Below are 23,617 nucleotides of genomic sequence, written 5' to 3' on the forward strand. Positions count from 1 at the left end.
GTCCCGCTTAGGGCCGTCATCTGCTCTCCGGGTGAAAACGGGACGGGCTCCGGCTGCGGATTCCGTGGTCCCGGAGGTCCACGTGTCTATATGACAAAACCCCCGCCCCCGACCGCCCTGGAGGACCCATGCACCTGTCCGCGGAGCTCATCGGCGCCACCGTCGGACTTGTCGGCCTCGGAATCCTGACGCTTGCGAGTGTCCGCAGCATCACACGGCGTTGAACCCTCCGTTCATCGCCGCTCCCCGGACGTTCCACGAAAAACCGCAGGCGAACGTGCACAGGGGTGCCCCTGGGTGACCGCGCGTGTGTAGCTTGGGCGGCGGTCTGAGACCCTGTTTAGCCTGAGCCATAACCATTCATATGCGGAAGGACGGTCGTGCACATCGTCATCATGGGCTGCGGAAGAGTGGGTTCCGCTCTAGCCCAGAACTTGGAGCAACAGGGGCACACGGTCGCTGTGATCGACCGGGACCCCACCGCCTTCCGTCGGCTGGGCTCCGGGTTCGGCGGCCGTCGTGTCACCGGAGTCGGCTTCGACCAGGACACCCTGCGCGAGGCGGGCATCGAGGAGGCGGGCGCGTTCGCGGCGGTCTCCAGCGGTGACAACTCGAACATCATCGCCGCCCGGGTGGCCCGCGAGATGTTCGGCGTCGAGAACGTCGCGGCGCGCATCTACGACCCGCGCCGCGCCGAGGTCTACCAGCGCCTGGGTATTCCGACCGTCGCCACCGTCCGCTGGACGGCCGACCAGATGCTCCGCCGGCTGTTGCCCTCGGGCGCCGAGCCGCTGTGGCGCGACCCCACGGGCGGTGTGCAGCTCGCCGAGGTGCACGCCTCCGCCGCCTGGGTGGGCCACAAGATCAGCCGCCTCCAGGACGAGACGGGCGTGCGCGTGGCCTTCCTCACCCGGCTGGGTGAGGCGGTTCTGCCCACCTCCCAGACGGTGCTGCAGGAGGGCGACCTGGTGCACGTGATGATGCGCACCGACGAGGTGGACAAGGTCGAGGCGTCGTTCGCCAAGGGACCTGAAGAGGAGGCCGGTCACTGATGAGGGTCGCCATTGCCGGTGCCGGTGCCGTGGGCCGCTCGATCGCGGGCGAACTGCTGGAGAACGGCCACGAGATCCTGCTGATCGACAAGGCGCCGACCGCCATCTCGGTCGAGCGCGTCCCGCAGGCGGAGTGGCTGCTCGCCGACGCCTGCGAGATCACCTCCCTGGACGAGGCCGCGCTGCAGCGCTGCAACGTGGTCATCGCGGCCACGGGAGACGACAAGGTCAACCTCGTCGTCTCCCTGCTCGCGAAGACCGAGTACGGGGTCCCGCGGGTCGTCGCCCGCGTCAACAACCCCAAGAACGAGTGGCTCTTCAACGAGTCCTGGGGCGTGGACGTCGCCGTCTCCACCCCGCGTCTGATGTCGGCCCTCGTCGAGGAGGCCGTCAGCGTCGGCGACCTGGTGCGGCTGCTCCGCTTCAGCCACGGCGACGCCAACCTCGTCGAGCTGACCCTGCCGCCGGAGTCCGCCCTGGCCGGCACGACCGTCGGCGACGTCGAGTGGCCGGAGGACACCTCGCTGGTGACGATCATCCGCGGCACCCGCGTCCTCACGCCCTCCCGGGAGGATTCCCTGGAGGCGGGCGACGAGCTCCTCTTCGTGGCCGCCCAGGCCCGTGAGGAGCAGCTGGAGGACCTGCTGTCGGTGCGCCGCGAGGACACGACGAGCTAGCCGGTCCCATCGGCGGTACGGCGAAGGGGGCGCCCGGAGAATTCTCCGGGCGCCCCCTTCGTCGTAGGCGGGTCACGGCGTCGTACGCCGGTCACGGCGCCCTGCGCGGGCCGCGCCGCCGTCCGCGGAAAGCGGCCTCGTCCGCGGGGCGGATCACGTCGGGCGCGGAGCGGAGCCCGCGCCCCTTCGTGCCGTCCGGCCGAAGCCCTTACGCCTCGCGGCGGTGCCTGGCCGGGGCCGGGGTCTCGCCGCGCTCGTTCGCGAGGGCGGCCTTGCGCTCCTTCTCCGCCTGCTCCTCGGCCTCCATCTCGGCGAACACGTCGATGGGCGGCGGCGCCTTGGCCAGGAAGACCCAGGTGAGCCAGACGGCGAGCAGGAACGGCGGGATCTTGAGAGCGATCAGGACCCAGCCGAACTGGGTGGTGTCGGCCCACCAGTACAGCGGGAAGAGCACCGCGCACTTGGCGAGAAGGATCAGGCCCCAGGCCCAACTGGCCTTGGCGTACGCCTTCTTCCGCCCGGGGTTGCGGGTGCGCCAGGAGAGGTTCTCCTTGAAGACCGGACCGAGGATCAGGCCGATCAGCGGGACGCCCGCGAGAGTCGTGACGATGTAGGCGACGGCGAGGCCGAGCGTGTAGAGCATGCCCGGCAGGTAGAAGTCCTTCGCGTTGCCCGTCATCATCGCGAAGACCACGCCGAAGGCGACGCCGAAGACACCGCTGAAGGCGTGCTTCACGGTGTCGCGCCGCACCAGGCGGACCACGACGAGCAGCAGGGAGACGGCGAGGGCGGCGATCGCCGCCCAGTGCAGGTCCTTGTTGATCGTGAAGATGGTGACGAAGAGCAGGCCGGGCATCACGGTCTCGACCATGCCGCGCACGCCGCCGAAGGCCTCAAAGAGTGCGGCCTCGGTCACCGCCCTCGAATCCTGCTGGGCGTCTTCGGTCGGCTTGTCGAGCGACGTCACCGGCTACTCCCGTCCGAGCGGTCTCAGTTCGTATTTCGGATTGAACAACACCCTACGGCCCCGGCTCATCGAGATGCGGCCCGATGCGATCAGCTTGCGCCCGGGCTCGATGCCGACGATGGAGCGGCGGCCGAGCCAGACCACATCCAGGGCGGCCGAGCCGTCGAACAGCTCGGCCTCCAGGGCCGGGACACCGGCCCGCGGCCGCAGAGTGACCGTGCGCAAGGTACCAGTAACCGTGACGATCTGTCGGTCGTGGCAGTCACCGATACGGGTACAGCCCGCGGTGTCGGCGTCCTCCCGCAGCTCCTCGGACTCCAGGTCCTCCTGGGACGAGGAGAGCCGGTCCATCATGCGCCGGAACCGGCCCGCCGGCTTTTCGGAACGAGGAACAGCACTCATACCGAAAGCGTACCGGGGTGCTCTGACACCTACGTACCCGCGGCACCGCAACCCGAACCGGGGACGGCTCCCCCGCGATCCGGCGGTCGCACCACCCCTCGAACCCCGTGTACGCGCCGTCACTCTGCTCCCTCCGCACGCATCACTCGGCCCCCTCCGCACGCATCACTCGGCCCCCTCTGCACGCGTCACCCGGACCACTCCCCCACGCGTCGCCCGGACCGCCCGTACCGCGCGGGCGCCGCGGCCCGGACGGATGACGCGCGTCACCGTTCGAACCGGTAGCCCATCCCCGGCTCGGTGATGAAGTGCTTCGGGTGCGAGGGGTCCGCCTCCAGCTTGCGGCGCAGCTGAGCCATGTAGACCCGCAGGTAGTTCGTCTCCGTCCCGTACGACGGCCCCCACACCTCCTGGAGCAGCTGCTTCTGGCTGACCAGACGGCCCGTGTTGCGGACCAGGACCTCCAGCAGATGCCACTCCGTGGGGGTGAGGCGGACGTCCCGCCCGTCCCGGTGCACCTTCTTCGCCGCCAGATCGACGGTGAACCCCGCGGTTTCCACGATCACGTCGTCCTCGCCGCCCCCGGTGGGCTCCGCGCGGCGGACCGCGGCGCGCAGCCGTGCGAGCAGTTCGTCCATGCCGAAGGGCTTGGTGACGTAGTCGTCGGCGCCCGCGTCGAGCGCCTCGACCTTCTCGTCGGAGGAGTGCCGGGCGGACAGCACCAGGATCGGCACCCGGGTCCAGCCGCGCAGCCCCTTGATCACCTCGACGCCGTCCATGTCGGGCAGGCCGAGGTCGAGCACGACGACGTCGGGGTGGCGGGCCGCGGCGAGCTGGAGCGCGGTGGCCCCGTCGGGGGCCGCGTCCACCTCGTACTTGCGCGCCTTCAGGTTGATCACGAGGGCTCGGGTGATCTGCGGCTCGTCGTCGACCACGAGGACCCGGGTCATGAGGCCTGCCTTTCTGCCACTGCTGGTCGGGCGGCCGGGTCGGACCGGCGGTCCACCGCCCGCACCGTGAGCACCATGGTGAGTCCGCCGCCGGGGGTGTCCTCGGCGTTGAGGGTGCCGCCCATCGCCTCGGCGAAGCCGCGGGCGACCGCGAGGCCGAGGCCCACGCCGGTGCCGCGCGGGGCGTCCCCGTAGCGCTGGAAGGGCGCGAATATACGGTCCTTGGCGACGTCCGGGACGCCGGGGCCGCGGTCCACGACACGTACCTCCACGCGTTCGGCGATGGCGCTCGCGGCGACCAGGACCCGTTCGTCGAGGGGGCTGTACTTGACGGCGTTCTCGACGAGGTTGGCGACGGCGCGCTCCAGGAGCCCGGCGTCGACGGCGACCATCGGCAGGCTCTCCGGGATCTCCAGGTCCACGCTGTCCTCGGGGACGCCGCCGAGGGCCATCGGGACGACCTCGTCAAGGTCGATCTCGCGGATCAGCGGGGCGACGGTGCCGGTCTGGAGCCGGGACATGTCCAGCAGGTTGCCCACCAGGTGGTCGAGGCGGTCGGCGCCGGCCTCGATGCCTTCCAGGAGCTCGGCCTGGTCTTCCTCGGACCAGGCCACGTCGTCGGAGCGCAGGGACGACACGGACGCCTTGATCCCGGCGAGCGGGGTACGCAGGTCGTGACTGACGGCGGCCAGCAGGGCGGTGCGTATGCGGTTGCCCTCGGCCAGTTCCTTGGCCTGGTCCGCCTCGTGCTGGAGGCGCCGGCGGTCCACGACCACCGCGGCCTGCGCGGCGAAGGCGGCCAGCACCCTGCGGTCGGAGGCGGGCAGCACGCGCCCGGACAGGGCGAGCGCCATGTGGTCTCCGACGGGCATGTCGACGTCGGCGTCCTCGGGGCGGGCCGAGGGGGCCGGTCCGACGCTGCCCGCGCAGGTCCACGGCTCGACGTCGTTCACCCGCTCCAGCAGCGCGACGGACTCCATCGCGAAGGTCTCGCGGACCCGCTCCAGCAGGGCCTCCAGGCTGGTCTCGCCGCGCAGCACGCTGCCCGCCAGGAAGGAGAGGATCTCCGATTCGGCCCGCAGCCGCGCCGCCTGGTGGGTACGGCGGGCCGCGAGGTCCACCACCGACGCCACGGAGACGGCGACGCCCACGAAGATCACGATGGCGACGATGTTCTTCGGATCGGCGATCGTCAGCCGGTGCAGGGGTGGTGTGTAGAAGTAGTTCAGCAGCAGGGAGCCGAAGGCCGCCGAGGCGAGGGCCGGCAGGAGTCCGCCGAGCAGGGCCGCCGCGACCGTCACCGCCAGGAACAGCAGCATGTCGTTGGCGAGGCCGAGATCGATGGTGTTCAGCAGCAGCGCCAGCACGACCGGGCCGCCCACTCCGACGAGCCAGCCCCAGATGATCCGGGAACGCCCGAGCCGTGCCCCGCGCGCCACCGGCAGGCCACGGCCCTTGGCGACCTCTTCGTGGGTGACGATGTGGACGTCCAGGTCGGGGCCGGATTCCCGGGTGACCGTGGCGCCGACACCCGGCCCGAAGATGTACTGCCAGGTCTTGCGGCGCGAGGAGCCGAGCACGATCTGGGTGGCGTTGACGCCGCGTGCGAAGTCCAGGAGGGAGGCGGGTATGTCGTCCCCGACCACATGGTGGAAGGTCCCGCCGAGGTCCTCGGCCAGGGTGCGCTGGACGGCCAGTTCCTTCGGTGAGGCGGAGGTGAGCCCGTCACTGCGGGCGATGTAGACGGCCATGACCTCGCCGCCCGCGCCCTTCTCGGCGAGCCGCGCGGCCCGCCGGATCAGCGTCCGCCCCTCCGGGCCTCCCGTCAGTCCGACGACGATCCGCTCCCTGGAGCCCCAGATCTTGGAGACCCGGTGCTCGCTGCGGTACTCGGTCAGGTATTCGTCGACCCGGTCGGCGACCCACAGCAGGGCGAGCTCGCGCAGGGCCGTGAGATTGCCCGGCCGGAAGTAGTTGGACAGGGCCGCGTCGACCTTGTCGGACTTGTAGATGTTGCCGTGCGCCATCCGGCGGCGCAGCGCGGGCGGCGACATGTCGACCAGCTCGATCTGGTCCGCCCGCCGCACCACCTCGTCCGGCACGGTCTCGCGCTGCCGTACGCCCGTTATCGACTCGACGACATGACCGAGTGATTCCAGGTGCTGGATATTGACGGTGGAGACGACGTCGATCCCGGCGGCGAGCAGCTCCTCCACGTCCTGCCAGCGCTTGTCGTTGCGGGAGCCGGGCACATTGGTGTGCGCCAGTTCGTCCACCAGGGCTACGGCCGGGGCGCGCTCCAGCACGGCCTCGACGTCCATCTCGGTGAAGAGGCCGCCCCGGTACTCCAGCTCCCTGCGGGGCACCTGCTCCAGACCGTGCAGCATCACCTCGGTGCGCGGCCGGTGATGGTGCTCGACGAACGCCACCACGCAGTCCGTCCCGCGTTCGACGCGCCGGTGCGCCTCGGAGAGCATCGCGTACGTCTTGCCGACGCCCGGTGCCGCACCGAGGTAGATCCGAAGCTTGCCGCGTCCCATGAGCCCTATTGTCTTCCTGTCACCGCTGTGTACGCAGCGTCGACCTTACGGCCAGGAATCCCGGCGAAAGGGACGAGGAGCCGCTCGGGGGACGTCTTTGACGCAACCCTGATGCCGCCTGCGACGTCGCACGGCCCCGCGCCCCCTCACCCGGCCCCGCGCGGCGCGTGCACGGCGGAGGCTCCGGTGCCGTACGGACGATGGACTTCTCGACGCGCACCATGGTGCCGGTGCCGGTGACGACCTGGCTCATGTTCTGTTCCCCCCGTGATCCCCCGTGGACCGGGCGTCGGTATCGCGACCGGACGCCCGGTCTCTCAATGGTTCATCGGACGGGACCCCTGTTTCGGTTCACGCGGGATTGTCGCCGTGCGTCAGCGTCTCCCACGCCACGAACAGGTTGTTGCTGCCCGCCGGGCGGTTCTGCAGGGTGAGCGTCTGGGCGTTGGTCATCGCGATGCCCAGGCGATTGTGCAGGGCGTTGTGGCCGACCTCGGTGACCGGCCCGAGCCCGAGGTTCAGCGAGCCGCCGCACAGCCAGCTCGGCGCCGCCGTGCCCAGCTGGTACTTCGACTGGAAGCCGAGCGCCTGGCGCAGCCGCTCGCCGACATCGGTGCCGTACAGGTCCTGCCCCTGGATGCGACTGGTCTCGGCGATGTGCGAGATGGCCGAGATGCCGTATCCGGTGTGGGTGAAGTCGCGGCAGGTCTCCTGGGTGAGCCCGGTGACGAAGGTGGACTGCCCCTGCCAGTAGCTGACGATCTTCGCGGTGGTGTCGAGGTTCTGGCTCGGTACCGTCTTCGGCACGGAGCCGTCGGTGGAGAGGTAGACGTACGCCGCCGTACGCGTCCGGAACTTCGCCATGGCCTTGTCGTACGACGTCCTGTCCTCCAGGAAGACGGAGATGCCGACCGCGGCCTCCATCATCGACAGCTCCCAGTTCCCGTTGGAATTGGAGCCGTTGATGATCTCGGGGAGGTACACGTCGCGCAACATGGTCGCGAAGCGGCCGGAGTTCGCCCACGTGCCGGTGTACGTGTACTTGATGATCTCGGCGGCCTTGGGCCAGGAGGAGCCCGCCCAGCCGGTCTGCAGGGGCGCGTTGCTGTTGGTGTGGTCCTTGATCACCGCCGACCAGGCGTCCATCAGCTCGATCGACTTCTTCGCGTACCGCTCGTCGCGCGTGATGTACCAGGCGAGTGCGTCGGTGTACGCGGCCATCGCGTCCTCGCGCTCGTCCGTGCAGCCGTAGTTGGGGTTGGAGTACGAGCCGCACTCGACGGTCGCGCGGGGTGTGGGGGTGCGCGTGAGCGAGGCGTACTTGCTCGCCGTCATCTGGTCGTAGGCGCCCTTCCAGGGCTGGGCGCCGGCCAGGACCTTGGTGCGGGCGAAGTCCAACTGGCCCTTGGAGACCGTGACTCCGGGGTGGACGAAGGTGGCGGGCGCCGCGTCGGCCGGGTGCGCGCCGGGCCAGGACAGGAGTGTGCCCACGAGCGCTGCGGTCGCGGCGGCGACGGTGACGAGGAGGGCCGGGCGCCGTCTGCGGCGATGCCGAGTGGGGGTGTCGGACATGCAGAGCCATCCGTTCTTGTATGTGAACTACGCGTGGGATGCTGAACACGTGCGCTGGCCGGTGACCATAGGTATGGACCAGACTTCCGTCAAGGTCTGAAGAAAGACCCGCTGCTCAGCTGCTGTTCACGTACAAGAACCTGGCCGGGATGTGCCGCCCGCACGGACCTGCCCGCCGGAGAACGCGGACCGCACGCTGGAGGAGACGCGGGCAGACACAGGAAAGGGCCGCACCCCTGGGGGTGCGGCCCACCTGATGTCCGACCGGCCGATGCCTGACTAGCGGACCTCGGTGATCTCCGGTCCGCGCTGCAGCTGTCCCATGCCGCCGGAGAAGCGGGAGCCACCCTGCTCTTCCTGCTGAACACTTTCGGGGACCATCTGCGCGTCGTTCGGCAGCTTCAGGACGATCGGGTCGCGCGGGGCCATCGGGCCCTCACCACGGACGACGACCGTGTCCCTGAAGATCTGCTCCAGCAGACCCGCGGCCTGCGGCTGCACCGCGCCCTGCCCGGAGATCACTCCGCGCAGGAACCAGCGGGGACCGTCCACGCCGACGAACCGCACGACCTGGAAACCGCCCGTGCCGTCCGGCAGCTGTACCGGTACCTGCGCCCGCAGTTCCCAGCCCAGCGGGCCCTCGACCTCGTCGATGACACCGCCCTGCTGGGTGATCCCGGAGGCGATCTCCTCGCGCACCTCGCCCCAGATGCCCTCGCGCTTGGGAGCGGCGAAGGCCTGGAGCTGCACGGCGCTGTCGTTGAGGACGACGGTCGCCGCGACGATCGCGTCGCCCGCGACCTCGACCCGCAGCTCCATGCCGTCGACTCCGGGCACGAAAAGACCGCCCAGGTCCACGCGGCCCTCGGCGGGGTCACGGACCTCGGCGCCGTCCCAGGGCCCATCGGGGCGCGGCTCGGGTTCGAGCCTCACGCGCTCGCGCTCCTCGTCCGCCTCAGTGTCGACGCCGTCGACGACCTGCTCGGCCTCGCCCGCCGCGTCCTCGGCGGCACTGCCCTTCTTGCGACGTCCGAACACGTCACTGTCCTTCCCGGTCGGATACGACCGAAGCGTATCGATTCCCACCCGTTGTGCTGTCCACGGCGGCATGACCGCCGGTGGACCCGAAGCCCCCTGCGGCCCGCGCCGAATCGGGAAGCTCCGCGACCTCGTGGAAGCGAACCTTCTCGACTTGCTGGACGACCAGTTGAGCAATCCGGTCGAAGCGCTCGAACCGCACCGACTCGTGCGGGTCGAGATTCACCACGATCACCTTGATCTCCCCACGGTACCCGGCATCAACCGTCCCCGGGGCATTCACCAGAGCGACGCCGCAGCGGGCGGCGAGGCCGGAACGCGGGTGCACGAAGGCCGCGTACCCCTCGGGCAGTGCGATGGACACTCCCGTCGGCAGCACGGCCCGTTCACCGGGCTTCAGCTCGCGGCTCTCGGTGGTGCGCAGATCGGCTCCCGCGTCACCGGGGTGCGCGTACTCGGGAAGCGGGACGTCCGGATCGACGCGCCTGATCAGCACGTCGACGTCTTGACGGGGCTCACGGGCCCCGGGATTGCGGGTCACGGGTTCACCTCGAAGGCACGGGCTCGCCGGATCTGGTCCGGGTCGCTCATGGCTGCCCGGATCTCTTCCGGGCGGCCGTTGTCGATGAAGTGGTCGACCTTCACCTCGACGAAGAGGGCGTCGGCGTGGACGGCGACGGGCCCGTCGGGGCCGCCGATCCGCCCGGTGGCGGTGCAGTAGATCTTCCGGCCGGCCACCGCGGTGACCTCGGCCTCCAGATACAGCACGGTGTCGACGGGCACAGGGCGGCGGAAGTCGGTCTCCAGGCGCCCCGTCACGGCGATCGTCCGCAGCAGCCAGTTCAGCGAGCCGAGGGTCTCGTCGAGCGCGGTGGCGAGGACACCGCCGTGCGCGAGACCGGGGGCACCCTGATGGACGGGCCGCACGGTGAACTCCGCCGTGACCCGGACGCCCTCACCCGCGCGGGCCTCCAGATGGAGTCCGTGGGGCTGCCCCCCACCGCACCCGAAACACTGTTCGTAGTGCGCTCCGAGGAGCTCTCCGGGGGCGGGCGCGTCAGGGTGCCGCACCGGCGCGACGGCGACGGCGGGAGGCGTCAGAGCTGCGGAAGTACCACTCACAGGCGCAGACCTTACCCGCGAGTCCACCAAGTCTTCGCACCGTGCCAAGCTTGGCTTCATGCAGCTCTCCGCCTCCCCGTACGAAGAACGCCTCACCGCACCCCGGTCGTGGTGGCTGATCAGCTTCCTGGTCGGGCTCGCGATGGCTCTGGTCTTCCTCCCGTTCGGCACGCTGCCGACGCTGGGGGCACTGGTCGGCGGCACCGCGGTCGCGGCGGTCGCGGCGAGCGCGTACGGCTCGATCCGCATCCGCGTGGTCGGTGACTCGCTGATCGCGGGCGACGCCCGGATCCCGGTCACGGCCCTCGGAGACACGGAGATCCTGGACCAGGAGGAGGCGCGCGCCTGGCGCACGCACAAGGCCGACACCCGTGCCTTCATGCTCCTGCGCTCGTACGTTCCCACGGCGCTGCGCGTCCAGGTGACGGACCCGGCGGACCCGACGCCCTACCTGTATCTGTCGACGCGGGAGCCGGAGCGCCTGGTGGCCGCCCTGGAGGCGGCACGGGCTTCGGCCCAGCCCTCGGACAGCTGACCCGGACAGCCGGCCGGCACGCTGAAAGCGCACACGCGAGGCCCGAGGGGCCGTCCCCGGTCGGCCGTGGGGCTCTCGGTGAAAGCCGCTCACCCGAGCGCGACATCACGGCGGGACGTCGGGCCGTGACCGGGGGCGTCGGCGCCTCGCCTGCCGGACGGGATGGCGGGCCCTGCACCCGGGCGTTCCGAGGCACCGCGGCGGGCCTTCCGGCGTTCTCGCCGAGCCCTGTGGTGCCGGGACCCGGGCGCGACGAAGACATCGGTCCGCGAGCGCGGACAGGCAAGTTCGGGCAGCCGAGTCCGGACAGCCGGGTGCGGACAGCCGGGTGCGGGCGCCGGCCGCGCGAACGGCCTCAGTGCCCCAGGTCTCTGGGAATCTCCCCGATCCGCACCGGATCCGTCGGCTTCTCGAGCGCCGGGAGCTCCGGGAGCGCGTCCCACGGCACCTGCATCTTGCGCAGGTCCTTGCGGATGTGCCCAGCGACGCGTTTGGTGTCGCGGCGGTTCATCACCGCCCCGACCGCCGCGCCGACCATGAAGGGCATCAGGTTGGGCAGGTCCCGGACCGTTCGCTTCATGATCTGCTGGCGCAGCTCGCGCTTCATCTGGCCGCCGAGCGCGGCGTTGATCGTCACGGGCTTGGCCACGTCGATGCCGCGCTCGCCCGACCAGGAGTGCAGATAGGCGGTGCTGCGCTGCTTGAGGTTGCCCGGCGGGCGCAGGCCGTAGACCTCGTGGAGTTCGGCGATCAGCTTGAGCTCGATCGCCGCGACGGCGGTGATCTCGGCCGCCAGCTCCGTGGGCATGGCGGGCGGCACCGGCAGCATCGCGGCGGCGCCGATCCCTGCGCCGACGGTGGACGTCGCGGCTGCGGCGCCCGCGACGAGTTTGTCCGCGAGCTGCTCGGGGTCGAGGCCCGGGAACTGCTTGCGGAGTGTGGCGAGGTCCCGGACGGGAACCCGCGGGGCAATGTCGATGATGCGGTCGGTGACGTACGCCAGGCCCGCCCTGGCCCGGACGCCGCCGCTGTGGACGCCCTTCCTGACCCCGTCCCGGACAACCGCCGCGCGACGCCTCGGGGCGGGCGCGGGAGTGTCCGTGGAGGCCGTCAGGCCGTCTGTGACGCCCGCTCGGTCGAGCGAGGCTGATCCCTGTTCGGAAGAGCCCCGCTCGTCGTCACGCACGCCTTCAGGGCCCTCGTAGGGCCCTTCGTCCGCCTCCCCGGAGGGCAGGCGGCGCTTCCAAGGAAAGGCCGAGCCAGTCACGGCCGACCCTGCCTCAGTCGCAGTCGCGGCAGATCGGCTGACCGTTCTTCTCGCGGGCCAGCTGGCTGCGGTGGTGCACCAGGAAGCAGCTCATGCAAGTGAACTCGTCCTGCTGCTTGGGCAGCACCCGGACGGCCAGCTCTTCGTTCGAGAGGTCCGCACCGGGCAGCTCCAGGCCTTCTGCGGCCTCGAACTCATCTACGTCGACGGACGACGTCGACTTGTCGTTCCGGCGAGCCTTCAGTTCTTCAAGGCTGTCCGAGTCGACGTCGTCGTCGGTCTTGCGTGGGGTGTCGTAATCCGTTGCCATTGTCGCTCTCCCCCTCTGGGTGTCTGCGGGTGTCTCCAGCGCACGTAACGCGTGAGAGGCCGGACTTGTGCCCGACCCGAGGCGGAGATTTTGCCTCACATCAAGGTCTGTTACTCAATCGACACCCAACCGGACTCCTCAAGAGTGATCGGCTTGGATGGCGATGCGGACCGTACACGGTCCTGAGGCCGCACTTCAAAGGCGTCCCACCGTGTACTTCCCGTGATCAAGACCCCTGAAAACCCGGATTTTCCCGGCTTTCCGACAGCTTGCATGATCACGGAGAGTGGATAGACGGAAAATCGCCCTTGTGATCGATCACACACGGGTCACTCGAGTGGGTGACCAGAAAATTCCGCGCAAAGCGAACATCGTCGCGTGTCCGCGACATGGTCTCAGATGGGAAGGGTGACGCGCATCACGAGCCCACCCCCTTCTCGGGGCTGAGCGACGATATGACCCCCGTGCGCGCGGGCCACCGACCGGGCGATCGACAGGCCGAGGCCCACGCCCTTGTCACTGCCCGTGCGCTCAGTACGCAGCCGCCGGAAGGGCTCGAAAAGATTGTCGACCTCGTACGCGGGAACCACCGGTCCCGTGTTCGACACCGCCAGGACCGCCCGGCCGTGCTGCACCTCGGTCGTGACCTCGACCCAGCCGTCCTTCGGCACGTTGTACCGGACGGCGTTCTGGACGAGGTTCAGGGCGATCCGCTCCAGGAGGACGCCGTTGCCCTGGACGACCACCGGAGCCCGCTGCCCGCGGATCTTCACGCCCTTGGCCTCCGCCTCGGCGTGCACCTGGTCGATGGCCTGCGAGGCCACCTCGGCGAGGTCCACGGGTTTGCGCTCGACGATCTGGTTGTCGCTGCGGGCGAGCAGCAGCAGTCCCTCGACGAGCTGCTCACTGCGCTCGTTCGTGGCCAGCAGCGTCTTGCCCAGCTGCTGCAGCTCCGTCGGCACCCCCGGTCCCGAGAGGTGCACCTCCAGGAGCGTGCGATTGATCGCGAGCGGCGTCCGCAGTTCGTGCGAGGCGTTCCCGACGAACCGCTGCTGGGCGGTGAAGGCCCGCTGCAGTCGCTCCAGCATGTCGTCGAAGGTGTCCGCGAGCTCCTTCAGCTCGTCGTCCGGGCCGTCCAGTTCGATCCGCCGGGACAGGTCGGAGCCGGCCACTGCGCGCGCGGTGCGGGTGATGTGGCCGAGCGGCGAAAGGACGCGTCCCGCCATGGCGAAGCCGAACGCGAAGGCGATGATCGCGAGGCCGAGCAGGGCCAGCAGAGAGCGGCTGAGCAGGTCGTCCAGAGCGTGTTGCCGCTGCTCGTTGACGCAGTCGTTCATGGCGCTGTTGAAGACGTCGCGCGAGGCACTTTCGGGCAGGTTGCACACGGTGCTCGTGACCTTGCCCTCGGTGATCTTGAACGGCAGTTCGCTGCCGACGTTCAGCGCCTGCGCCGCGAGCAGGTAGATGATCGACAGCAGCAGGATGCCGGCGATCAGGAACATGCCGCCGTAGAGCAGCGTGAGGCGTATGCGGATGGTCGGGCGCAGCCACGGGAACGGGGGTTCCGGCTGCGGGTCCCAGGTGGGCTTCGGAGGCGCCGTGGGCGGCGCGGGGGTGGTGGCCACGACGGGATCAGATCCTGTAGCCGGAGCCGGGCACGGTGACGATCACGGCGGGCTCGCCGAGCTTGCGGCGCAGTGTCATGACGGTCACGCGCACGACGTTGGTGAACGGGTCCGTGTTCTCGTCCCAGGCCTTCTCCAGGAGCTGCTCGGCGGAGACGACGGCGCCCTCGCTGCGCAGCAGCACCTCCAGGACGGCGAACTCCTTGGGGGCCAGCTGGACCTCCTTGCCGTCGCGGAAGACCTCGCGGCGGTTGGGGTCGAGCTTGATCCCGGCACGCTCCAGGACCGGCGGCAGCGGCACGCTCGTACGGCGTCCGAGGGCACGCACGCGTGCGGTCAGCTCGCTGAACGCGAACGGCTTGGGGAGGTAGTCGTCGGCACCGATCTCCAGGCCCTCGACACGGTCGCTGACGTCGCCCGACGCGGTCAGCATCAGCACGCGTGTGGGCAGGCCGAGCTCGACGATCTTGCGGCAGACGTCGTCGCCGTGCACGAGCGGGAGGTCGCGGTCGAGGACGACCACGTCGTAGTCGTTGACCCCGATGCGCTCGAGTGCGGCGGCGCCGTCGTACACGACGTCGACGGCCATGGCCTCCCGGCGCAGTCCGGTGGCCACCGCATCGGCGAGCAGTTGCTCGTCCTCGACGACGAGTACGCGCACGTCGCTAGTCCTTCCTCTGTCCACCGGCGGGGCGCGCTTCAGGGCACCACGCGGGCAGGTCTGTCACGGATGAGAGCTCCATCCTGCCCTTTTCGGCCATAAACCGGCTGTAAGGCGGGGGAGGCACCAGGTAAGCCCGTCCGGGGGACCGGGAATGCCAGATTTTCTCGCCGGGTTGAGGTTTCCACGGAAGAGAGCGGGGGGAGGACGGCTTTACACCCCGCGATCACGCTCTGCATGTGGCAAGCCACCTTGTGGTACGTCCAACCGCTTCCGCAGAGCGGGCGTGGGTGTCCGGCACCGTCGCCGCCCAGCCTGGGCAGCGCTGGGCACCCGACAGAGACGTGATCGCCCCTTCCGATCGGCACACCCCCGTGCCACCCGACCCACGACCCAGGACGAGGGGGCGCAGCATGGACGCATTCACCGCAGGACTTCTGCAGCGCATAAGGGCGACCGAGTCCGACCTGACGCGGGCTCGCGAAACAGGCGACGACTTCCTCGCGGAGGTCGAGCAGGCCGAGCTGGACGACCTGCACCGCCTCGCCGCCGAGCACGGTGTGGAGGTCGGCGCGACGCGCGTCTGATCAGTACGTACGAGAGCGGGGCCCCGGTATCGATCCAGTACCGGGGTCCCGCTCCGTTTCCCTCTTCGACAGGCCGCTGCCGTCCTTCGGCCGGCGACGTCAGTCGTGCCAGGCCCCGAGATCGTCCAGGAGCCGCTGGAGGGGCTCGAAGACGCCCGGGGAGGCTGCCACCACGAGTTCGCCTGTGGGGCGCTCTCCGGGGCGTCCACCGGTCACCGCGCCCGCTTCACGGGCGATCAGGTCCCCCGCCGCGAGGTCCCAGGGATGCAGGCCCCGCTCGTAGTAGCCGTCGAGGCGGCCGGCCGCGACGTCGCACAGGTCGACCGCGGCCGAGCCGGAACGCCGGATGTCGCGCACCAGCGGGATCAGCCGCTGGGCCACGTCGGCCTGATGGGTCTTGACCTCGGTCACGTAGTTGAAACCGGTCGAGACGAGGGCCTGGTCGAGCGGCGGCGACGGGCGGCAGGCCAGCCGGCGTTCGCCGACCCAGGCGCCGGTGGCGCGGGCACCCCGGCCGCGCACCGCGTGGTACGTCTCACCGCGCATCGGTGCCGCCACGACGCCCACGACGGTCTCGCCGTCCTGCTCGGCCGCGATGGACACCGCCCAGGTCGGCAGCCCGTACAGGTAGTTGACCGTGCCGTCGAGCGGGTCGACGACCCAGCGGATGCCACTGGTGCCCTCGCTGGCGGAGCCCTCCTCGCCGAGGAAGCCGTCGCGGGGGCGGTGCTCGGCGATCAGCGTGGTGATCAGCTTCTCGGCGGCGATGTCCATCTCGGTGACGATGTCGATCGGGCTGGACTTGGTGGCGGCGACCGCGAGGTCCACCGGGCGGCCGTCGCGCAGCAGCGCGCCCGCGCGGCGGGCGGCCTCGTGTGCGAGCTGGAGCAGTTCGGTGTGCAGGGGCTCGGGCACGGGGCTCCTCATGCGTAGGGGCTGTCGGTGCCCGCGGCGGCGGGCTTGGGCGTGCGGGCCGGACAGCAGCCCACCGGGCACAGGTCATGACTCGCGCCCAGCGCGCCCAGGGCACACGGTGTCACTCGTCGGCCGCTCTCGGCCGCGGCGCGCTCCAGCACCAGGTCACGGACCGCCGCGGCGAAGCGGGGGTCGGAGCCCACCGTGGCCGAACGGCGCACCGGCAGCCCCAGCTCCGCCGCCTTCGCGGTCGCCTCGGTGTCCAGGTCGTACAGGACCTCCATGTGGTCCGAGACGAACCCGATCGGCACCATCACCGCCGCCGCCACCCCGGCCCCGTGCAGCTCCTCCAGGTGGTCGCAGATGTCCGGCTCCAGCCACGGGATGTGCGGGGCCCCGGAGCGCGACTGGTAGACGAGCTTCCACGGGTGGGCGGTCCCGGTCTCCTCCCGCACCGCCTCCGCGATCAGCCGGGCCACGTCCAGATGCTGCCGGACGTACGCACCGCCGTCACCGTGCCCCTCGACCGGGCCGGAGGTGTCCGCCGCGGCGACCGGGATCGAGTGCGTGGTGAACGTCAGATGCGCGCCGGTCCGGACCTCCTCGGGCAGCTCGGCCAGCGACCGCAGGACGCCCTCGACCATCGGCTCCACGAACCCGGGATGGTTGAAGTAGTGCCGCAGCTTGTCGATCCTCGGCCTTTCCAGGCCCTCCCTCTCCAGCACGGCCAGCGCCCCGGCCAGGTCCTCGCGGTACTGCCGGCAGCCCGAGTACGAGGCGTACGCGCTGGTGGCCAGCACCAGGATCCGGCGCCGCCCGTCGGCGACCATCTCGCGCAGCGTGTCCGTCAGGTACGGCGCCCAGTTCCGGTTGCCCCAGTAGACCGGCAGATCCAGCCCGTGCTCCGCGAAGTCCTTGCGCAGCGCGTCGAGCAGGGCGCGGTTCTGGTCGTTGATGGGGCTGATCCCGTCGAACAGGAAGTAGTGCTGCCCCACTTCCTTGAGCCGTTCCTTGGGGATACCCCTGCCCCGCGTCACGTTCTCCAGGAACGGGACCACTTCGTCCCGGCCTTCGGGACCGCCGAACGAGAGCAGGAGCAAGGCGTCGTAGGGGGTGGCATCGAGCGCTTCTGGCATGCGTCCGATCCTGCCACCCACCACTGACATGCGAGAAACGGCGGGCGGCGAAGGAGGCGGGGACCGCGGGGGCCCACGGCCGGGCTGCTGTCGGGACATGCGCCCGGGCCGGCGTGAGGGCGTGCGCGGGCCGGGCGGAGAGGGGCACGGAGGCGTGCGTTTAGGGTCACCTAACCCGTAAGCTGTATCGGCCAGCTTCACGCCTTACCGAAGTTCGGGCCGCCCGTGGTGACCGGGAGGGGCCGAGCCGAGCCGACGGAGACCCCCGTGCCCAGCCCGTACCGCGCCCTGTTCGCCGCCCCCGGCTCCAAGGGCTTCTCCGCCGCGGGCCTGCTCGGCAGGATGCCGCTGTCCATGATGGGCATCGGCGTGGTCACGATGATCTCCCAGCTGACCGGGCGGTACGGCCTCGCGGGCGCCTTGTCGGCGACCATCGCGCTGGCGGCCGCGGCGATGGGTCCTCAGGTCTCACGCATGGTGGACCGGCACGGACAGCGGCGGGTCCTGCGCCCGGTGACACTCTTCGCGCTCGCGGCGGCCGCCGGGCTGCTGGTCGCCGCGCACTTCGAGTGGCCGGACTGGGTGCTGTTCGTGTGCGCGGCCGGCATCGGCTGCGTCCCGAGCGTCGGCGCGATGATCCGGGCCCGCTGGGCGGCCCTCTACGGAGGCACCCCGCAACTGCACACCGCGTACTCCCTGGAGTCCGTGGTGGACGAGATCTGCTTCATCTTCGGGCCGATCATCTCCATCGGCCTGTCCACGGTGTGGTTCCCGGAGGCCGGACCGCTGCTCGCCGCCTGCTTCCTGGCGGCCGGAGTCTTCTGGCTGACCTCCCAGCGCGCCACCGAGCCCGAGCCGCATCCGCGCGGGCAGCACGCCGGCGGTTCGGCGCTCCGCTCGGCCGGGCTCCAGGTCCTGGTGGCCACGTTCGTGGCGACCGGGACGATCTTCGGAGCCGTCGACGTGGTCACCGTGGCCTTCGCCGAGGAGCAGGGCCACAAGGGCGCCGCGAGCGTCGTCCTGGCGCTCTACGCGGCGGGCTCCTGTCTCGCGGGAGCCGTCTTCGGACTGCTGCACTTCAAGGGGGCGCCCGAACGCAGGTGGCTGCTGGGCATATGCGCGATGGCCGTGAGTATGATCCCCCTCCTACTGGTCGGAAACTTGCCGTTCCTGGCCGTGGCGCTGTTCGTTGCGGGCCTCTCCATCGCTCCGACGATGATCACGACGATGTCCCTCATCGAACAGCACGTACCTCGCGCGAAACTGACCGAAGGCATGACCTGGGTGAGCACCGGACTCGCGGTCGGGGTCGCGCTCGGCTCCTCCGTGGCCGGCTGGGTGATCGACTCCGCCGGCGCCAAGGCCGGGTACGGGGTTCCGGCGGTGTCCGGGGCCGTCGCGGTCGCGGTCGGTTTCCTCGGGTATCGCCGGCTCAGCAGGCCGGTTCCGCAGCGGGGAGGGTCTCATGAGCACCACAGTGAGCGGGAAGAGCGGCACGTGGCGTAACTGGGCGGGGAACGTCACCGCCCGTCCCGTACGGGAGGTCAGCCCTGCCTCGGTCGACGAACTCTCCGCCGCCGTGCGGAAGGCGGCCGAGGACGGCCTGACGGTGAAGGCCGTCGGCACCGGGCACTCCTTCACGGCGGCCGCCGCGACGGACGGCGTATTGATCCGCCCTCAACTGTTGACCGGCATCCGCAAGATCGACCGTACGGCCATGACGGTCACGGTCGAGGCGGGCACCCCGCTCAAGAGACTCAACATGGCCCTCGCACGCGAGGGGCTGTCGCTCACGAACATGGGCGACATCATGGAGCAGACCGTTTCGGGGGCGACCAGCACCGGAACGCACGGCACCGGACGCGACTCGGCCTCGATCGCCGCGCAGATCAAGGGACTCGAACTGGTGACGGCGGACGGCTCGGTGCTGTCCTGTTCCGAACACGAGAACCCGGAGGTCTTCGCGGCGGCCCGAATAGGGATAGGCGCCCTCGGGATCGTCACCGCGATCACCTTCTCCGTGGAGCCCGTCTTCCTGCTCACGGCCCGCGAGGAGCCGATGACCTTCGACAGGGTCACCGCCGACTTCGAGGAACTCTTCACCGAGAACGAGCACTTCGAGTTCTACTGGTTCCCGCACACGGGCAACTGCAACACCAAGCGCAACAACCGCAGCGCGGGCCCCGAGAAGCCGGTGGGGCCGATCCGCGGCTGGATCGAGGACGAGTTCCTCTCCAACGGCGTCTTCCAGGTGGCCAATCTGCTCGGTCGAGCCGTGCCCGCCGCCATCCCGTCGATCGCGAGGCTCTCCAGCCGCGCTCTGTCCGCGCGGACCTACACCGACATCCCGTACGAGGTCTTCACCTCTCCGCGCCGCGTGCGTTTCGTGGAGATGGAGTACGCCGTGCCACGCGAGGCACTCGTCGAGACGCTGCGCGAACTCAAGTCGATGGTCGACCGTTCGTCCCTGCGGGTCAGCTTCCCCGTGGAGGTGCGGACCGCGCCCGCCGACGACATCACCCTGTCCACGGCATCCGGACGGGAGAGCGCGTACATCGCCGTCCACATGTTCAAGGGGACCCCCTATCAGGCGTACTTCACCGCGGCGGAGCGGATCCTCACCGCGCACGAGGGGCGGCCGCACTGGGGCAAGGTGCACACGCGCGACGCCGAGTACTTCTCCAAGGTCTATCCGCGCTTCGGCGAGTTCACGGCGCTGCGGGATCGGCTCGATCCGGATCGGCGCTTTGCGAACGACTACTTGCGGAGGGTTCTGGGGTCGTAGCGGTCGCGCTGGGCGCGGGAGTCGGGGCGTCGCCCCCGGCATCCGGTCCCGAGGACGCGCCGTCGCCGGGCTTCGGCTCTGACGTCGCGCCCCCGCCGCTCCCGCCGCCCAGGTCCCCCGAGCCGTCACTGCCGGTGGACGGGGACGACTCCTCCGGAGCGGCCGGGGCCGTGGACGGCGACGACCCGGTCGAGGGTGCCGTGCCGGGCTCCGGACTTCCCGAGCCGGCGCTGTGCCCCTTGAAGGCGTCGCCGACCGTCGTGCTCGTGCCGTCGCCGCTGAAACTGCGCCCTGAGACGGTTTCGAACGTGGTGATTCCGGCCATCGTGACGCCGAAGACGAGGGCGGTCGCGACCAGCGGCCGCTTCCAGCTCCTGACCCGCGCGCGGTAGACGGTCCCCTCGGTGAACTCGCCGGAGGTGCCGGGCATCTGCCGGGGCTTCGGTTTCGGCTGCACCGTCACGTCACGTATCTGTTCGCCGGTACGCCTGAAGAAGTGCTGGAAGAGCGTTCCTCCGCAGGTGGCGATGGCGCTGACCAGTCCGGCGCCCAAAATCGTCCCGTAGACGCCGAAGTACGAGGCGAGTTTCGCGGCGACCACCGCGGCCACCGCGCTGCCCGCGACTTGAGGGACGCTCAGGTCCACCCGCTTCTTCCTCGGCTCCACGTCGGCACCCGGCTCCTCGCCGCCGACTTCAGGCTTCTCACGCATTCCCGGACCTTGCCTGCCTTTCCCGTACTTGATCGACCGATCGCACGAGAAAGGGACGCACAGGCGAAACGATTAGTTCCGTTTCTGCCGATTACGTGAAGTGCGCCACGTTCCATGATCACGGGAAAGGCGTCAGGGACGGCCAACTACCACCCCCCGCTCGAAGTTGGGCGGCGTGCCGATCCACGCATGTGGCCCGAATGGAGTACTGTTGCGAGCCCTGGGTCCGGACTCCCGCCAGGGTGTCCGGGGCCTTGCAGGACCGCCGGGAGGGGGCTCGTTGCACAGGGTGATGGAGTTCGTCACTTAGCGTTGCGAATAGGTAACCGTGCCATAACGGCGACCCCGGGCCTGTGCCCGACACGCCGGGCAACTCGGCAAGGTTGTGGCAGGCTGCACCCGGGCAGGCCACACTCGACTAGCGGAAGCAGCGACGCACGTGACGTCGGCAGGCACCACCCGGGAGGTCCCCATGCCCGAACTGCGTGTCGTGGCCGTCTCTAACGACGGCACACGGCTGGTGCTGAAGGCTGCGGACAGTACGGAGTACACGCTTCCGATTGACGAGCGTCTGCGCGCCGCCGTACGCGGCGACCGTCCCCGCCTCGGCCAGATCGAGATCGAGGTGGAGAGCCATCTCCGCCCCCGAGACATCCAGGCGCGTATACGCGCCGGAGCTTCCGCGGAGGAAGTCGCACAGCTCGCCGGAATCCCCGTCGATCGCGTACGTCGCTTCGAGGGACCCGTGCTGGCCGAGCGCGCCTTCATGGCCGAGCGCGCCAGGAAGACTCCCGTCCGCCGCCCCGGAGAGAACGCCGGACCCCAGCTCGGCGAGGCCGTCCAGGAACGGCTGCTGATCCGGGGCGCCGAGAAGGACACCGTCCAGTGGGACTCGTGGCGCCGCGACGACGGCACCTGGGAAGTTCTGCTCGTCTACCGGGTCGCGGGTGAACCGCACGCCGCGAGCTGGACCTACGACCCGCCCCGGCGGCTCGTCCAGGCTGTCGACGACGAGGCGCGTTCACTGATCGGCGAGTCCGAGGACCTCGCGGCACCCGAGCCGAGCTTCCCGTTCGTGCCGCGGATCGCCCGGCTGCCCCGCGACCGTCCGCTGGACCGTGCCCTGGACCGGCAGATGGAGCGGCCGAGCCTGCCCCCGCCGCCCCCGGAACCGGTCGAGGAGGCCGAGGACCGGGACTCGCTGACCAGCCTCCTGGAGGCGGTGCCAAGCTTCCGGGGCGACATGGTCGTCCCTGAGCGGCCCGCCACCACCGAGCGGCCCGCCGAGGAGCCCGTCGACGACCCCGAGGCGGAGGAGCCCCCGGCTCCCGCTGCCTCGGCGGGTGCCGGTTCCGCGTACGCGGACGTGCTCATGCCCCGCTCGGTCGGCAGCCATCGCGACCGGCTCGTCGGCGCGACCGACCGCCAGGCCGAGGCCGACGGCGTCCGCCCGGGCCGCAGAGCGGCGGTCCCGAGCTGGGACGAGATCGTCTTCGGCACACGGCGGAAGAAGCAGGACTAGTCAGGTGTACGACGACGGGGCCCGCGCCGATCCGGTGCGGGCCCCGTCGTCGTACACCCGGCGGCGGGGCCGACGGTCACGCCCGGTACGGCGGACCCTGCGCCCCGCCCCGTCACTGCGGGTCGGGGCCCACCGCGACGGGGCGGTCGCCGTCCTGGGACCACTCCGACCACGAACCCGCGTACAGAGCCGCGGGAATGCCGGCCACGGCGAGGGCCAGCACCTCATGGGCTCCTGAGACACCGGAGCCGCAGTAGACGCCGACCTCGGACGTGGGCGTCACGCCGAGGGACTTGAAGCGGTCGGCGAGTTCGGCCGGCGGCAGGAAGTGTCCGTCCTCCGTGACGTTCTCGGCGGTCGGCGCGGAGACGGCGCCCGGGATGTGCCCCCCGACCGGATCGATCGGCTCGACCTCGCCCCGGTACCGCTCACCCGCGCGGGCATCGAGCAGCAGCCCCGTGCGGGCGAGCGCGGCCGCCCCGTCCGCGTCGAGCAACGGCCGGGCGCCGGGCGCCGGTACGAACGTTCCGGGCACCGGCGAGGGGACCTCGGAGGACACCGGCCCGCTCCAGGCGGCGAACCCGCCGTCAAGCACGCGTACCGACGGATGACCCGAATAGCCGAGCAGCCACCAGGCACGCGCGGCGGCCCAGCCCTGCCCTCCGTCGTACACGACCACGTCACGGTTCTCGGCCACGCCGGCGGCCCGCATCGCCGCGCCGAAGACCTCGGGGCCGGGAAGCGGATGGCGGCCCGCCGCACCGGCCGGACCAGCGAGTTCGGAATCCAGATCGACGAAAACGGCACCCGGGATGTGCGCGTTCTCGTACTCGGAGCGCAGGTTGGGGCCGCCCAACTGCCAGCGGACGTCGAGGAGCACCGGTGGGTTCGGACCCGCCAGGTCGCTCGCGAGCTCGGGTGCGGTGATGGTGGCGTTCATGGCCACCATCCTTGCGCACGGGGTGGCCGCGCCGTCCATGTCCGGCTACTGTGCTCCGCCGGACAGGTCCGATCACGAGGCGTGTGGGATCGGGCACATGCTGTACAACCGATGGACACCACGCGGCAATCACTCCGAAACGGATGAGAAACGGCAGATCGGGCATCCTCTCGCCGCGGGCCGCCGGACGGCGGCGCGGCCGGGACGCGCGGCACGACCGGTGGTGCGAACATCGGCACGGGGCGTGCACGCACGCGACTGAGTACGCGTGTTCGCAGGCGGAAGGTGACCGGCCACCGCGA

Annotated in this window: 23 protein-coding genes; 7 read left to right on the forward strand and 16 right to left on the reverse strand. The window is 70.5% G+C overall.

Annotated elements, in window-relative coordinates:
• The first annotated feature begins 380 nt into the window (after positions 1-380).
• A complete protein-coding gene (locus ACWD68_RS00595; RefSeq protein WP_451804137.1) occupies positions 381-1,052 on the forward strand; it encodes a potassium channel family protein in 672 nt (223 codons plus the stop codon).
• Positions 1,052-1,729 (forward strand): potassium channel family protein, encoded by a 678-nt coding sequence (locus ACWD68_RS00600; protein WP_451804139.1) that lies wholly within the window; start codon positions 1,052-1,054, stop codon positions 1,727-1,729. Before ACWD68_RS00595 ends, ACWD68_RS00600 begins: the two co-directional genes overlap by 1 nt.
• 208 nt (positions 1,730-1,937) lie before the next feature.
• Here the strand turns inward: ACWD68_RS00600 and ACWD68_RS00605 are convergent, their stop codons facing one another.
• The 8 genes from ACWD68_RS00605 to ACWD68_RS00640 form a co-directional block, all read right to left on the reverse strand.
• A complete protein-coding gene (locus ACWD68_RS00605; RefSeq protein WP_451804141.1) occupies positions 1,938-2,696 on the reverse strand; it encodes a DUF3159 domain-containing protein in 759 nt (252 codons plus the stop codon).
• Positions 2,697-2,699: 3 nt separating this feature from the next.
• Positions 2,700-3,098, reverse strand: coding sequence for an OB-fold nucleic acid binding domain-containing protein (locus ACWD68_RS00610; RefSeq protein WP_451804143.1), 399 nt, complete (start codon positions 3,096-3,098; stop codon positions 2,700-2,702).
• A gap of 266 nt (positions 3,099-3,364) precedes the next feature.
• Positions 3,365-4,048: a response regulator gene (locus ACWD68_RS00615; RefSeq protein ID WP_266763469.1), complete on the reverse strand. Its 684-nt coding sequence runs from the start codon at positions 4,046-4,048 to the stop codon at positions 3,365-3,367.
• Positions 4,045-6,588 (reverse strand): DUF4118 domain-containing protein, encoded by a 2,544-nt coding sequence (locus ACWD68_RS00620; RefSeq protein WP_451804145.1) that lies wholly within the window; start codon positions 6,586-6,588, stop codon positions 4,045-4,047. The genes ACWD68_RS00615 and ACWD68_RS00620 overlap by 4 nt, the downstream gene beginning before the upstream one ends.
• A 351-nt stretch (positions 6,589-6,939) precedes the next feature.
• The gene (locus ACWD68_RS00625; RefSeq protein ID WP_451804147.1) at positions 6,940-8,160 is read right to left on the reverse strand and encodes an alginate lyase family protein; all 1,221 of its coding nucleotides are present in this window, start codon (positions 8,158-8,160) and stop codon (positions 6,940-6,942) included.
• A gap of 279 nt (positions 8,161-8,439) precedes the next feature.
• Positions 8,440-9,198: a DUF3710 domain-containing protein gene (locus tag ACWD68_RS00630; protein WP_451804149.1), complete on the reverse strand. Its 759-nt coding sequence runs from the start codon at positions 9,196-9,198 to the stop codon at positions 8,440-8,442.
• A 1-nt stretch (position 9,199) separates the two neighbouring features.
• Positions 9,200-9,739: a dUTP diphosphatase gene (gene dut, locus ACWD68_RS00635; protein WP_266763464.1), complete on the reverse strand. Its 540-nt coding sequence runs from the start codon at positions 9,737-9,739 to the stop codon at positions 9,200-9,202.
• The gene (locus ACWD68_RS00640; protein ID WP_451804151.1) at positions 9,736-10,320 is read right to left on the reverse strand and encodes a PaaI family thioesterase; all 585 of its coding nucleotides are present in this window, start codon (positions 10,318-10,320) and stop codon (positions 9,736-9,738) included. The genes dut and ACWD68_RS00640 overlap by 4 nt, the downstream gene beginning before the upstream one ends.
• Positions 10,321-10,378: 58 nt before the next feature.
• On the opposite strand from ACWD68_RS00640, the gene ACWD68_RS00645 reads away from it, so the two are divergent.
• Positions 10,379-10,855: a DUF3093 domain-containing protein gene (locus ACWD68_RS00645; protein WP_451804153.1), complete on the forward strand. Its 477-nt coding sequence runs from the start codon at positions 10,379-10,381 to the stop codon at positions 10,853-10,855.
• Between the two features lie 355 nt (positions 10,856-11,210).
• On the opposite strand, the gene ACWD68_RS00650 is transcribed toward ACWD68_RS00645, so the two are convergent.
• From ACWD68_RS00650 to ACWD68_RS00665, 4 genes are all read right to left on the reverse strand, one after another.
• Complete coding sequence (locus ACWD68_RS00650; protein WP_451804155.1) at positions 11,211-12,122, reverse strand: hypothetical protein; 912 nt, start codon at positions 12,120-12,122, stop codon at positions 11,211-11,213.
• A gap of 13 nt (positions 12,123-12,135) precedes the next feature.
• Positions 12,136-12,432 (reverse strand): DUF4193 domain-containing protein, encoded by a 297-nt coding sequence (locus tag ACWD68_RS00655; protein ID WP_003997302.1) that lies wholly within the window; start codon positions 12,430-12,432, stop codon positions 12,136-12,138.
• Positions 12,433-12,827: 395 nt separating this feature from the next.
• Positions 12,828-14,057 carry a sensor histidine kinase gene (locus tag ACWD68_RS00660; RefSeq protein WP_451804157.1) on the reverse strand — a complete coding sequence of 410 codons (1,230 nt, stop codon included), beginning with the start codon at positions 14,055-14,057 and terminating at the stop codon, positions 12,828-12,830.
• Positions 14,058-14,064: 7 nt separating this feature from the next.
• Entirely contained in the window at positions 14,065-14,718 is a 654-nt protein-coding gene (locus ACWD68_RS00665) for a response regulator transcription factor (protein WP_266763459.1), read from the reverse strand.
• A 413-nt stretch (positions 14,719-15,131) separates the two neighbouring features.
• Here ACWD68_RS00665 and ACWD68_RS00670 point away from each other — a divergent pair, with 413 nt between their 5' ends.
• The gene (locus ACWD68_RS00670; RefSeq protein ID WP_167459062.1) at positions 15,132-15,305 is read left to right on the forward strand and encodes a hypothetical protein; all 174 of its coding nucleotides are present in this window, start codon (positions 15,132-15,134) and stop codon (positions 15,303-15,305) included.
• A 99-nt stretch (positions 15,306-15,404) separates the two neighbouring features.
• Here the strand turns inward: ACWD68_RS00670 and ACWD68_RS00675 are convergent, their stop codons facing one another.
• Both ACWD68_RS00675 and ACWD68_RS00680 read right to left on the reverse strand, forming a co-directional pair.
• Entirely contained in the window at positions 15,405-16,220 is an 816-nt protein-coding gene (locus tag ACWD68_RS00675; RefSeq protein WP_451804160.1) for an inositol monophosphatase family protein, read from the reverse strand.
• 8 nt (positions 16,221-16,228) lie between these two features.
• Complete coding sequence (locus ACWD68_RS00680; RefSeq protein ID WP_451804162.1) at positions 16,229-17,356, reverse strand: ferrochelatase; 1,128 nt, start codon at positions 17,354-17,356, stop codon at positions 16,229-16,231.
• A 267-nt stretch (positions 17,357-17,623) separates the two neighbouring features.
• Here ACWD68_RS00680 and ACWD68_RS00685 point away from each other — a divergent pair, with 267 nt between their 5' ends.
• On the forward strand, positions 17,624-18,862 hold the full coding sequence (locus tag ACWD68_RS00685) for an MFS transporter (protein ID WP_451804164.1): 1,239 nt from the start codon (positions 17,624-17,626) through the stop codon (positions 18,860-18,862).
• Positions 18,822-20,141: a D-arabinono-1,4-lactone oxidase gene (locus tag ACWD68_RS00690; RefSeq protein WP_451804166.1), complete on the forward strand. Its 1,320-nt coding sequence runs from the start codon at positions 18,822-18,824 to the stop codon at positions 20,139-20,141. The genes ACWD68_RS00685 and ACWD68_RS00690 overlap by 41 nt, the downstream gene beginning before the upstream one ends.
• On the opposite strand, the gene ACWD68_RS00695 is transcribed toward ACWD68_RS00690, so the two are convergent.
• A complete protein-coding gene (locus ACWD68_RS00695) occupies positions 20,065-20,853 on the reverse strand; it encodes a hypothetical protein (protein WP_451804168.1) in 789 nt (262 codons plus the stop codon). The two genes, ACWD68_RS00690 and ACWD68_RS00695, sit on opposite strands and share 77 nt — an antisense overlap.
• A 439-nt stretch (positions 20,854-21,292) precedes the next feature.
• Between ACWD68_RS00695 and sepH the strand changes: the two genes are divergently transcribed.
• Positions 21,293-22,375: a septation protein SepH gene (gene sepH, locus ACWD68_RS00700; protein WP_451804170.1), complete on the forward strand. Its 1,083-nt coding sequence runs from the start codon at positions 21,293-21,295 to the stop codon at positions 22,373-22,375.
• 112 nt (positions 22,376-22,487) lie between these two features.
• On the opposite strand, the gene ACWD68_RS00705 is transcribed toward sepH, so the two are convergent.
• Entirely contained in the window at positions 22,488-23,315 is an 828-nt protein-coding gene (locus tag ACWD68_RS00705) for a sulfurtransferase (protein ID WP_451804172.1), read from the reverse strand.
• Between the last annotated feature and the right edge of the window lie 302 nt (positions 23,316-23,617).

The organism is Streptomyces sp. NPDC005141 (assembly GCF_053599975.1).

Coding starts and splice junctions, on each gene's coding strand:
- ACWD68_RS00705 (WP_451804172.1), bottom strand. CDS start 23,315: ATGAACGCCACCATCACCGCACCCGAGCTCGCGAGCGACCTGGCGGGT.
- ACWD68_RS00695 (WP_451804168.1), bottom strand. CDS start 20,853: ATGCGTGAGAAGCCTGAAGTCGGCGGCGAGGAGCCGGGTGCCGACGTG.
- ACWD68_RS00620 (WP_451804145.1), bottom strand. CDS start 6,588: ATGGGACGCGGCAAGCTTCGGATCTACCTCGGTGCGGCACCGGGCGTC.
- ACWD68_RS00625 (WP_451804147.1), bottom strand. CDS start 8,160: ATGTCCGACACCCCCACTCGGCATCGCCGCAGACGGCGCCCGGCCCTC.
- ACWD68_RS00645 (WP_451804153.1), top strand. CDS start 10,379: ATGCAGCTCTCCGCCTCCCCGTACGAAGAACGCCTCACCGCACCCCGG.
- ACWD68_RS00600 (WP_451804139.1), top strand. CDS start 1,052: ATGAGGGTCGCCATTGCCGGTGCCGGTGCCGTGGGCCGCTCGATCGCG.
- ACWD68_RS00610 (WP_451804143.1), bottom strand. CDS start 3,098: ATGAGTGCTGTTCCTCGTTCCGAAAAGCCGGCGGGCCGGTTCCGGCGC.
- ACWD68_RS00680 (WP_451804162.1), bottom strand. CDS start 17,356: ATGCCAGAAGCGCTCGATGCCACCCCCTACGACGCCTTGCTCCTGCTC.
- ACWD68_RS00670 (WP_167459062.1), top strand. CDS start 15,132: ATGGACGCATTCACCGCAGGACTTCTGCAGCGCATAAGGGCGACCGAG.
- ACWD68_RS00690 (WP_451804166.1), top strand. CDS start 18,822: ATGAGCACCACAGTGAGCGGGAAGAGCGGCACGTGGCGTAACTGGGCG.
- ACWD68_RS00615 (WP_266763469.1), bottom strand. CDS start 4,048: ATGACCCGGGTCCTCGTGGTCGACGACGAGCCGCAGATCACCCGAGCC.
- ACWD68_RS00655 (WP_003997302.1), bottom strand. CDS start 12,432: ATGGCAACGGATTACGACACCCCACGCAAGACCGACGACGACGTCGAC.